The sequence below is a fragment of the Saccharopolyspora sp. NPDC003752 genome, from assembly GCF_053605825.1.
This window is the reverse complement of sequence record NZ_JBSGJZ010000010.1, coordinates 61,552-72,302: the sequence shown is the minus strand read 5'-3', so window position 1 is coordinate 72,302 and position 10,751 is coordinate 61,552. Positions and strand designations below refer to the sequence as shown.

General features: G+C 72.0%; 11 protein-coding genes. 2 read left to right on the top strand and 9 right to left on the bottom strand.

Annotated elements, in window-relative coordinates; genetic code table 11:
* Positions 1-5 precede the first annotated feature (5 nt).
* A complete protein-coding gene (locus ACWEV3_RS15480) occupies positions 6-806 on the top strand; it encodes an APH(3'') family aminoglycoside O-phosphotransferase (protein ID WP_452614499.1) in 801 nt (266 codons plus the stop codon).
* Between the two features lie 283 nt (positions 807-1,089).
* Here ACWEV3_RS15480 and ACWEV3_RS15475 read toward each other — a convergent pair whose 3' ends face one another.
* The 3 genes from ACWEV3_RS15475 to ACWEV3_RS15465 form a co-directional block, all read right to left on the bottom strand.
* Positions 1,090-2,445 carry a vWA domain-containing protein gene (locus tag ACWEV3_RS15475; RefSeq protein WP_452614498.1) on the bottom strand — a complete coding sequence of 452 codons (1,356 nt, stop codon included), beginning with the start codon at positions 2,443-2,445 and terminating at the stop codon, positions 1,090-1,092.
* Positions 2,442-3,329: an AAA family ATPase gene (locus ACWEV3_RS15470; RefSeq protein WP_452614497.1), complete on the bottom strand. Its 888-nt coding sequence runs from the start codon at positions 3,327-3,329 to the stop codon at positions 2,442-2,444. Before ACWEV3_RS15470 ends, ACWEV3_RS15475 begins: the two co-directional genes overlap by 4 nt.
* Before the next feature lie 256 nt (positions 3,330-3,585).
* Entirely contained in the window at positions 3,586-4,497 is a 912-nt protein-coding gene (locus tag ACWEV3_RS15465; RefSeq protein WP_452614496.1) for a DMT family transporter, read from the bottom strand.
* Positions 4,498-4,579: 82 nt separating this feature from the next.
* On the opposite strand from ACWEV3_RS15465, the gene ACWEV3_RS15460 reads away from it, so the two are divergent.
* Positions 4,580-5,488 carry a LysR family transcriptional regulator gene (locus tag ACWEV3_RS15460; RefSeq protein ID WP_452614495.1) on the top strand — a complete coding sequence of 303 codons (909 nt, stop codon included), beginning with the start codon at positions 4,580-4,582 and terminating at the stop codon, positions 5,486-5,488.
* Here the strand turns inward: ACWEV3_RS15460 and ACWEV3_RS15455 are convergent.
* The 6 genes from ACWEV3_RS15455 to narH form a co-directional block, all read right to left on the bottom strand.
* Positions 5,442-5,702 carry a hypothetical protein gene (locus tag ACWEV3_RS15455; RefSeq protein ID WP_452614494.1) on the bottom strand — a complete coding sequence of 87 codons (261 nt, stop codon included), beginning with the start codon at positions 5,700-5,702 and terminating at the stop codon, positions 5,442-5,444. The genes ACWEV3_RS15460 and ACWEV3_RS15455 overlap by 47 nt on opposite strands.
* A gap of 84 nt (positions 5,703-5,786) precedes the next feature.
* Positions 5,787-6,626, bottom strand: a complete 840-nt coding sequence (locus tag ACWEV3_RS15450) for an endonuclease/exonuclease/phosphatase family protein (protein ID WP_452614493.1) — start codon at positions 6,624-6,626, stop codon at positions 5,787-5,789.
* Positions 6,627-6,889: 263 nt separating this feature from the next.
* Positions 6,890-7,822, bottom strand: a complete 933-nt coding sequence (locus ACWEV3_RS15445; RefSeq protein ID WP_452614492.1) for a tellurite resistance/C4-dicarboxylate transporter family protein — start codon at positions 7,820-7,822, stop codon at positions 6,890-6,892.
* 5 nt (positions 7,823-7,827) lie between these two features.
* Entirely contained in the window at positions 7,828-8,559 is a 732-nt protein-coding gene (gene narI / locus ACWEV3_RS15440; protein WP_452614491.1) for a respiratory nitrate reductase subunit gamma, read from the bottom strand.
* Positions 8,556-9,173, bottom strand: a complete 618-nt coding sequence (gene narJ, locus ACWEV3_RS15435; RefSeq protein WP_452614490.1) for a nitrate reductase molybdenum cofactor assembly chaperone — start codon at positions 9,171-9,173, stop codon at positions 8,556-8,558. The genes narI and narJ overlap by 4 nt, the downstream gene beginning before the upstream one ends.
* Complete coding sequence (gene narH, locus ACWEV3_RS15430; RefSeq protein ID WP_452614489.1) at positions 9,170-10,738, bottom strand: nitrate reductase subunit beta; 1,569 nt, start codon at positions 10,736-10,738, stop codon at positions 9,170-9,172. Before narH ends, narJ begins: the two co-directional genes overlap by 4 nt.
* Between the last annotated feature and the right edge of the window lie 13 nt (positions 10,739-10,751).

The window sequence follows — 10,751 nt, the reverse complement described above, 5'->3', positions numbered from 1 at the left end:
GGCATATGTCCGAATCGTTGCGCGCCGTGCTTCCCGCCGGCCACGAGTGGCATCCCGTCCTGGGCGGGGAGTCTGGTGCCGGCACCTTCCGCTCCGCGGACGGCTCGCGCTACGCCAAGTGCGTCGCGCCTGACCAGGCCGGAGAGCTCGAACAGGAACGGGACAAGGCCGAATGGCTCTGCGCCAACGGGATCCCCGGCCCCCGCGTCCTCGACTGGAGCGCCGGTGACGAGGGCGCATGCCTGGTGACGAGCGTGGTGGCGGGCGTGCCCGCGGACGCGGTTCCGGCCGAATCCCTCGCCCGCGCCTGGGAATCCATCTCCGATGCCGTGCGACGCCTGCACGAACTGCCCGCCGACTCCTGCCCGTTCAGCCGTGACCTGTCGAAGATGTTCGCGATCGCGCAGGACGTCGTCGCCCGCGGCGCGGTCAATCCCGAGTTCCTGCCGGTGGAACAGCAGCAGGAGGAGCCCGTCGCGCTGCTCGCGGACCTGGCCCCGCAGCTGCCGCAGCGGCTCGAACAGGAAGCCGCGGAGACCGTGGTCTGCCACGGAGACCTGTGCCTGCCCAACATCATCCTCGACCCGGACGCGATGGAGGTGGCGGGCTTCATCGACCTCGGCAGGCTCGGCACGGCCGACCCCTACGCCGACATCGCGCTGCTGCTGGCCAATTCCCGCGAAACGTGGCCCGACGAGAGCAGCGCGTCCGTCGCGGACGAGACCTTCGCCCGCAGGTACGGCATCGAGCTCGACGCCGACCGGCAGCGGTTCTACCTGCACCTGGACCCGCTCACCTGGGGCTGAGCTCCGCCCGTTGGAGCCGAACTTGTTTTGCGTGGCGGTGCGGGTAGCGGAACCTCAGGAGCCTTCTCGCTGTGGGATCCCCGACTCATGAATACCCAATTCACCACGTCGGGGCTGTCCTCGCGAGAAGACACCTGAGAACCCGCGGCGGTGCGAGCTGCGAGGGTGGGCTAAGCGGCTGCGCCGCTTCAAAGACAAACCCCCGCGTTACCACGCCTCACACCACGACATCCCGAACAGCTCTACAGCACCCCAAGAACTCTCACGGGTGCGGCGCAGTCGTTCAGACCGGGAGCAGGCGGGCGACCAGTTCGCTGAGGCGGCGGGCGTTGCGGCACTGGTGCATCTCGACGACCCCGGCGTAGGCGTGGGCCGCCGAATCGCCGGTCGACCAGCGGGCCGTCGGCTCGGGGTTGAGCCAGAACACCCGGCGCGCCCGGTCGACGACCTGCCCCAGCGCGGCCAGGTTCGGGTCCCAGCCGTTGGTGCGGGCATCGCCGAGGACCAGCACCGAGGTGCGCGGGCCGACCGCGTCCAGGTGGCGTTCGGCGAACTCACCCAGGGCGGCCCCGTAGTCGCTGCTGTCGTGCCAGCCGGTCACCGCCGCCTCGGTGAGGATGCGGCGGCCGAGCTCCACCGGGTCGGCCGAGCCGCCGGTGATCAGGCCGGTCACCTCGTCGGTGCGGTTGACGAAGGCGAACACCCGGACCTTGCTGAACTGGTCGTGCAGCGCCTGGACCAGCAGCATCGTGAAGTTCGCGAAGCCCGCCACGGACCCGGAAACGTCGCACAGCAGCACGATTTCCGGTCGCCCGGGCCGACGGCGCTGGTAGGCCGGACGCAGCGGCACACCTCCGGTGGACAGCGAACGGCGCAGCGTCCGGCGCAGGTCGATCCGCCCGCGAGCGGCCTGCCGGCGGCGCGCCGCGAGCCGGGTGGCGAGCTTGCGGGCCAGCGGCTGCACCGCGCGGCGCAGGTCGGCGAGCTGCTCGCGGCCGGCGTTGAGGAAGTCGATCTGGTCGGCGCTGGGCGCGATGGCGTGCTTCGCGATCTGCTCCGTGCCGCGCAGTTCGGCCGAGCGGCGCCGGGCATCGGTGCGCACCCGGTTGCGGAAGTCCTCGATGCGCCGGCGGATCTCGTCCCGGTCGAGCCGGTCGGTGAAGTCGGCGGCCTCGCCGGCCCGCATCGCCGCGAGCACGCGCGCCAGCAGCGTCTGCGGCTGCAGCCGGTCGAGCGTCTGGTGCGCGGACCAGCCCTGCGGCCCGTCGCCGGAGCCGAACCGGCCGAGCGCGTCCACGGCCTCACCTGCGAGCTGGGTCATCGCCGACCGGTCGTTGGCGGCGAGCGCCTCGACCAGCCGCTGTTCCAGGTCCTCCTCGTCCCCGGTGCCTTCGGGACGGCCGACGCCGAGCGGGAAGTAGAGGTCGAAGGTCGCGTCGAACACCGCGCGCTGCCGGTCGGTGCGCAGCAGCGCCGCGGCGAGGCCCTCGCGGATGCGCTCCCGGTCGGCCAGGCCGAGCACGTCCAGCGCGGCGGCGGCATCGACGGTTTCGCCCGGCCCGATGCGGATCCCGTGGGACCGCAGCGCCTGGGCGAACCCGGTCAGCCGCTCGGGGAGGCCGTTGATCGGCTCGGTCATCCCACGGTCAGCTTCTCGGCGGCCTTGCTGACGTCGTCCTGGTGCTTGAGGATCACGCCGAGGCTGTCGCGGACGATCGCCTCGTCCAGGCTGTCCGCGCCGAGGGCGAGCAGCGTGCGGGCCCAGTCGATGGTCTCGGCCACCGACGGCGCCTTCCGCAGCTCCATCCCGCGCAGCGCGCCGACCACCTCGACCAGCGAATCGGCCAGCGCGTCGTCGAGCCCGGGCACCTTCAGCCGGACGATCCGCTGCTCCAGCTCGGCGTCGGGGAAGTCGATGTGCAGGAACAGGCAGCGGCGGCGCAGCGCCTCGGAGAGCTCGCGGGTCGCGTTGGAGGTGAGCACCACGAACGGGCGCCGCGCCGCGGTGATCGTGCCCAGTTCGGGCACCGTGACCTGGAAGTCGCTGAGCACCTCCAGCAGCAGGCCCTCCACCTCGACGTCGGCCTTGTCGGTCTCGTCGATCAGCAGCACCGTCGGCTCCTCGCCGCGGATGGCGGTCAGCAGCGGCCGGGCGAGCAGGAACTCCTCGCTGAAGATGTCGGTGCGCGCCTCGTCCCAGGTCTCGTCGCGCCCGGCGGTGATCCGCAGCAGCTGCTTGGCGTGGTTCCACTCGTAGAGCGCACGGGCTTCGTCGACGCCCTCGTAGCACTGCAGCCGGACCAGGCGAGCGCCGCCGACCTGCGCGACGGCCTTGGCCAGCTCGGTCTTGCCGACCCCGGCCGGGCCCTCCACCAGCAACGGCTTGCCGAGCCGGTCGGCCAGGAACACGGTGGTGGCGACGGCGGTCGAAGCGAGGTAGCCGGCCTCGGCCAGCTTCGCGGACACGTCGTCCACGGACGAGAAGAACCCGGTCCCGGCCGCTGGTGCGCCGCCATCGGTCATGCCGCAAACTCCCGTCCGCCCGGCCCGGCGTGCCCAGGCCCCACCGAACTGAACACTTGCTCAGGTGGCGTCACTTTGTCAACGCGGCTGTGCGTCACGCGACGCGCGGGGATGGGTCGGCGGGTTTGGGCGGCAAAGGCGGGAGACCACCGGGATGGGGGGGGGGGTGGGGGGGAAAACGGGGGTGGGGGGGGGTGTTCCGCGCACCCCGGGGTCCCCGACTGGTCGCGCGGGGCGGTTTCGCGCGAAACCGGTGCTAGCGGCCGGAGCGGCGGGCGATGGCGACTCCGACGAGGCAGATCGCTCCGCCGATCAGGCCGTACGTCGTCGGGATCTCCGCCAGCAGCAGCCAGGACAGCAGGATCGACACCACCGGTACGGCGTAGCTCGCGACGCTGAGCCTGCCGGCCGGCATCCGGTGGAGGGCGTAGGCCCACGTCGTGAAGCCGATCGCGGTCGGGAACAGTCCCAAGTAGACGGAGGCGAGGATCGCGCCGGTGGGCGCTGCCTGGAGTTCGGCGATCAGTTGCGGGGTCCACGGCAGGAGCACCGCGGTGGCGACGAGGCAACCGAGCCAGATCGCGATCGTGCCGTCCACCCCGCGAAGCGCGACCTTCTGGACGAGCACCCCCGCCGCGTACAGGACGGCGGCCAGCACGCAGAGCGCCGCGCCGAGCCAGTCCCGGTCGCCGGAGGAGCCCAGCGCGATGACCGACAGGCCGCCCAGCGCCACCACGGAGCCGGCGACGAGCGCCTTGGGATAGCCCTCGCCGAGGAACAGTCCTGCGCCGAACGCGATCAGCAGGGGCGCGATGTTCACCAGCAGCGCGGCGGTTCCCGCGTCGATGTGCCGCTCGGCGGCGTTGAGGACGACCGTGTACCCGGCGAGCCACAGCACCGCGTACACCGCGATCAGCGTCAGCGTGCGGCGGTTGCGGGGAACCGGCGCGGAGCCGCGGTGCCGGACCAGCACCAGGATCGTCAGCGCGGCGGCGGCGACCGCGATCCGGATCAGCGCCATCGGCGCGGGGGAGAGGGTTTCGCCGATGCCGCGGATGGCGACGAACGCCGACGCCCACAGCAGCACGGTCACGATGACGGCGGCGGCGGCCTTGCCGCGTTGTGCCCCGGCCGGGGCGGTTTCGGAGATCTGGAGCTGTCCGGTCACGCCAGCTATCGTCGCCAGCCCGATTGACAAGGACAAGCGATTAATTCTGCACAATGATTAAGCTCACCTGTACAGTCGGGGCATGCTCGACGTACCCAGGCTCCGCGTGCTGCGGGCGGTTGTCGCAACGGGATCGATCCGCGCGAGCGCGGAGGCGCTCGGCTACACGCCATCGGCGGTCAGCCAGCAGCTCGCCTCGCTGCAACGCGAGACCGGGCTCCGGCTGTTCGAACGGGTCGGCCGGGGCATCGAACCGACCGAGGCCGGCCGCACGCTCGCGACCGAGTCGGAACCGCTGTTCCAGGCCCTGAGCCGGGTCGAAGGCGTCGTCGGCGATCTGCGCGCCGGCCGGGTCGGCAGCCTCTCGATCGGCTACTTCGGTTCCGCCGGCGCGACCTGGCTGCCCGCGCTCGTGGCCGCGCTGCGCACCGAGTTCCCCGAACTACGGCTCGACCTGCGGATGACCGACATCGTCGACGCCGAACCCGACATCGACATCTTCGTCGAGTACCCGGACACCGAGCACTCCCAGCTGGTCGACGTGCACTGGCTCATCGACGACCCGTACCTCGCGATCGTCCGCGACGACGACCCGCTCGCGCAGCGCGCCGAGGTGCCGCTGGCGGAGCTGGCGGATCGGAGCTGGGTCGACAACGACATCGTCGAGGGCGCCTGCCGCCAGGTGCTCCTCGCGGCCTGCGCGGAGGCCGGGTTCGCCCCGCGGTTCGTCGTGGAGACGCACGACTACCAGACGGCGATCCCCTTCGTGGCAACGGGAATCGGCATCACGGTGATCCCCGGGCTTGGTATCGGGAACCTGCCCGCCGGGCTGCGTTCGGTGCCCGTGGTGTCACCGACCCCGATGCGGCGGATCAGCGTGGCGGTCAAGAAGTCGATCGCGGAGCACCCGGCGGCCGAACGCACCGTCGAACTGCTCCACGCGCTCACCCTGGAACCGCCGTACCGAGCGTCTCCATCCCCGGCCCGGTGAGTTCGGCGGCCACCAACTCGCCGGGCACGCCGGGCACGGCCGGGCGCATCAGGCCCTGGTGCACGAGACGGTGCGCCGTCTGCTGATCGCAGAAGGCCACGCCGTCGATGAACAGATCGGGCTCGCAGCTGCAGGTGATCGTCACCCGCCCCGCGGCCACCGCCTGGAGCGCGGCGCGCTCCCGGTGGTTGAGTTCGAAACGCACGTCGGACATCGCCCCCAGCTCCCTCCCGACGTCGTCGGCGTTCGGGAGCAGAGTCTCCCAACCGCCGCGGCCGGGCGGGAAGAGTAGGAAGGCCTATCCCGCGATGGTCACGAGCACCGGCCGGTGATCGGAGGCCTGCGTGCCGGGCACCTCGGCGCGGGTCGCGCGCAGCCGCCCGGCGAAGGTCACGTAGTCGATCCTCTTCTCGGGATCCGGGGCGGGGAACGTCAGCCCGCCGCCCGGCCCGTTCGCGGCGGCCCAGCCGTCCCGCATGCGCGCCAGCAGCGGCGCGAGCTCCGGCGCGTCGGGCCCGGCGTTGAAGTCGCCGAGCAGGAGTTGCCGGGCGTGCGGCGGATCCTGGTCCAGGATGCGGATCGTCTCGGCGACCTGCGTCCGCCGGACTGCCGGATCGGGCCGGTAGTCGAGGTGCGTCACGTAGACGTGGGTCGGCCCGCCGGGAGTCGCGAGGACGGCTTCGGCGAAGCCGGGCATCGGCTTCGGCACCGGCTCGGGATCGACCGTGGAGAGCCGGGTGATCTCGTGGTTCTCGGCCCCGATGATGGGAAACCGGCTCAGCAGCGCGACGCCGTACCGGCGGCGCTCGGTGCGCCCGGGCTCCGGATCGAGGTCGTAGATGGGCGCGAAGTAGGAGTGCATGCCGGTCATCCGGGCCAGCTGCGCGACCTGGTCGGCGTACCCGCTGCGCGCCGCCCAGTGCACGTCGACCTCCTGCAGGCCGACGACGTCCGCGCCGGCGATGACCTCGGCGGTGCGGGCCAGGTCGAGCCGGCCGTCGGCGCCGATGCCGGTGTGGATGTTGAAGTCGAGGACGTCGATGCCGCGGTGGGGCGCGGCCTGCGCCGTGTGCGGCAGCAGCGAGATCAGCGCCGCGGCGAGGGCGATGACGACATTGCTCCGGCGAGAGGCGGTCACGAGCCGGCAGCATACGAGCCATCGGTGACGCCGTCATGGATTCCGCCTTGCGGAAGCGAAAAGCGCGGATCACGACCGGGAGCCTGTCGTGAGCGGTCGTGGTCGCCAGAGCGGCCGCATCCACTCACGACCCCCGCGGCTCAGCCCGCTGCCGCCATGGAGTCGGCCATCCGGCCCTTGCCCAGCTCAGGTCGCCCCGGTGGATCGCCAACTCGGTCGCGTCGTCGCGGATCCCGGCGGACCGGGCGGCTGAAATCGTCCGGTCACGGGCCGGGTTCCGGGCTCGTGATGTCGTGGATGGTGCCCCAGGCCGTCAGGCAGAGGACCGCCAGGGCCGGCCACAGGAGGATCCGGGCCGCGTCGGCCATCCACACCATGCCCGTCGCCGCGGCCGTGCCGAAGCTCGCCGCGCACGTCATGCCGAGCGGGAAGACCGTTGCCCAGCGGCGGAAGTCGTAGCGCAGGCGCGGCGCCAGCAGTTCCGCCACCGCCAGCACCACGTACCAGCACATGGTGATCACCCAGAGCGCGATGCCGATCGCGCGCACCGCGGTGGCGAGTTCGGCCGGCGCGGCCAGCTCCCGCACCGCGGCGTGCAGCTTGGCGACGGCCACCGTGCTGATCGCGAGCGCCCCGCCGGCGACCCAGTGGTCACCCGCTCCGCGGGCCACCTGCCGGAAGTCGAACCGGACGAGCACCAGGACGTAGAGCACCAGGCCGATCGTCGCCGAGATCGCGCAAACCGCGAGCAGGAACGGAGATCGCGCGTCGGCGGCCAGCTGACCGGCCAGCACCGCCAGCGACTGCGTGCCGACGCAGACCAGGAAGCTCACCCCGACCGTCGGGGTGGCCAGGCCGCGCAGCACCCGGGGCATCAGCCCCGACCACAGCAGCGCCGTCAGCACGAGGAAGATCCAGCCGGCGGGCCAGCCGTGCAGGACCAGGGCGAGGCCGAGGACACCGGTCCCGGCGACGCACGTCAGGGCGCCGGGCCGGCCGGCCTCCGACCTCCATCGCTCGGTGTCGAAGACCAGCCGCGCCAGGAACGCCGCGCCCAGCAGTGCCCACAACAACGCGGCCACCGCGAGCAGCACCGCCGACAGCACGGGGAAACCCGCCAGGTGCGCGGCGACCGACATCACCCCGAGGCCCATCACCGCCGCGCCGGATTCGGGCGGCACGCGTTGCCAGATCATCCGCGTTACAGCCGCTGCCAGCCGCGCGGCGCCTGCCTGGTGCCCACGCGGTCACCGCTGCGGCTGCGGTAGACCACGTAGGGGCGGAACAGGTAGTGCACCGGTGCGCTGAAGGCGTGCACGAGCCGGCCGAACGGCCACAGCGCGAACAGGGCGAGGCCGAGCAGCGCGTGCAGCCGGTAGTCCAGCGGTGCGTGCGCCATCAGCTCCGGGTGCGGCTGCAGCAGGAAGATCCCGCGGAACCACGGCCCGATCGTGTCGCGGTAGTCGTACGGGCCGCGGACGCCGTTGTCGATGACGGTCGTCCACAGGCCGAGGCAGATCGTGGCCGTCAAAGCGGTGTAGGTGAACAGGTCGCTGCGGCTGGTCGCGGCGCGCACCGCGTGGTTGCGCAGCCGCCGCCACAGCAGGACCAGCAGCCCGGCCAGCGCCGCGCAACCCGCGAACGTGCCCATGCCCAGCGACACCAGGTGGTAGTTCGACTCCGTCACGCCGAACAGCTCGGTGAGCCACTTCGGCACCACCAGGCCGAGCACGTGCCCGCCGACGACGAACAGCAGTCCGTAGTGGAACAACGGACTGCCGATCCGCAGCAGGCGGGATTCGTGCAGCTGGCTGGACCGGGTGGTCCAGCCGAACTTGTCGTACCGGTACCGCCACACCGCGCCGCCGATGAACACGGCGAGCACGACGTACGGCAGCACGGCCCACAGCACCACATCGATCGGGCTGGTCATCGGCGGCCTTCCTGGAGGGTGAGCGAGAAGGGCTGCAGGCCGACCTGCTCGGTCGGCGGCTGCGCGGGAACGACATCGCGTTCGCGCTGCTGCGGCACAACGTCCAGCACGGCCTGCACGGCCCCGGCGTAGGGCGTGCCGAGCTCGGCCAGCTTGCGGTGCAGCACCTCGATCGCCGGCCGGAACCGGCCGAGCAGGCGCTCGCCTTCGCGCCGCTCGGCGGCCGAGAACTCCAGCAGCGCGGGCAGGTAGTCCGGCAGCTCACCGCCGCCGACGCGGTAGCCGTGCGCGCGGTAGAGGCCCGCCAGCTCGGCCAGCGCGCCACCGCGCAACCGGGTGTCGCCGTGCACGTACCAGGTCAGGTACAGCCCGCGGCGGGGGCTGACGTCGAACACCTCGACGTAGTGCTGCTCGGCCTCCTGCGCCGGTGTTCCCGCGAGGTGATCCAGGATGCGGCGCAGGTGCTGCGCCGGGTCGGTCCCGGCGATCTCGCCGAGGGAGTCCCGCAGCAGGCCCATCCGCCCAGCCAGCTCGGCGTCGGGGTAGTGCAGGCACCACGCGGCGATCTGGCGCACCAGCGCGCGCGACCGGGAATCCAGTCGGCGGCGCCTCACGACTTCTCCCCGCGCAGCGTCGGGAACATGCCCTCCGGGCGCCCGCCCTCGTCCCACACGACCAGGTCGGTGCTGCCCGAGCGCAGACCGCCCATGCCGGGGCCGCCGTCGGTGTCCAGGCTGCACGTCGTCGCCAGCGCCTCCAGCTCGTGCGCGTCGCCGATGCCCGCGGTCGGGATGACGTAGCGGTCGTCGTACTTCGCGATGGCCAGCAGCCGGTACATCGACCGCAGCTCCGCGGTGTCCAGGCCGGCCGCCCGGACAGGCCCCTCGTCCGGCGGCTCGTCCAGGTTCACCGACCGCATGTAGGAGCGCATCGCCGCGAGCTTCCGCAGGGAGTCGCGCACCGGGCCGATGTCGCCCGCGGTGAACAGCTCGGCCAGGTACTCGATCGGGATGCGCAGCGCGTCGATGGCGCCGAAGAGGTTCCCGGCGTCCTCGCCGTCGAACCCGGTCTCAGCGACGGCGTCCACGACCGGCGACAGCGGCGGGATGTACCAGACCATCGGCATGGTGCGGTATTCCGGGTGCAGCGGCAGCGCGACGCGGTACCGGCAGATCAGGTCGTAGACCGGGGAGCGCCTGGCCGCCTCGACCCAGTCGTGCGGGATGCCCGCCCGCTCGGCCGCCGCCGCCACCACCGGGTCGTCCGGGTCGAGGAAGAGATCGCGCTGCGCCGGGTAGAGCCCGTGCTCGTCGGTCACCGCCGCCGCCTCGCCGACCCGGTCGGCGTCGTAGAGCAGCACGCCGATGTAGCGCAGGCGGCCGACGCAGGTCTCCGAGCAGATCGTCGGCTGGCCGACCTCGATCCGCGGGTAGCAGAAGGTGCACTTCTCGGCCTTGCCGGTCTTGTGGTTGAAGTAGACCTTTTTGTACGGGCAGCCGGAAACGCACATCCGCCAGCCGCGGCAGCGGTCCTGGTCGACGAGCACGATGCCGTCCTCGGCGCGCTTGTACATCGCGCCGGACGGGCAGGACGCGACGCAGGACGGGTTGAGGCAGTGCTCGCAGATCCGCGGCAGGTAGAACAGGAACGACTGCTCGAACTCGAACCGGATGCGGGTGCCCAGCTCGTCGCGCAGCTTCGCCACCACCGGATCCGCCTCGCCGTGCTCGGGCGTGCCGCCCAGCGAGTCCTCCCAGTTCGGTCCCCATCGGACGTTCGCCGGGCGCCCGGTGATCGCCGAGTTGGGGCGGGCCACCGGGGTGTCGTCGCCCAGCGGCGCTTCGAGCAGCATCCGGTAGTCGTAGGTCCAGGGCTGGTAGTAGTCGTCGAGCTCTGGCAGGTCCGGGTTGGCGAACAGCGTCGCGAGCTTGCGCAGCCGCCCGCCGCCGCGCAGCTTCAGCCGGCCGCGGCGGTCGAGCTCCCAGCCGCCGCGCCACTGCCGCTGGTCCTCGTAGCGGCGCGGATATCCTTGTCCGGGGCGGGTTTCCACGTTGTTGAACCAGACGTACTCGACGCCACCCCGGTTGGTCCAGGTCTGCTTGCAGGTGACCGAGCAGGTGTGGCAGCCGATGCACTTGTCCAGGTTCATCACCATGGCCAGTTGTGCCATGACGCGCATCAGTACTCCTTTT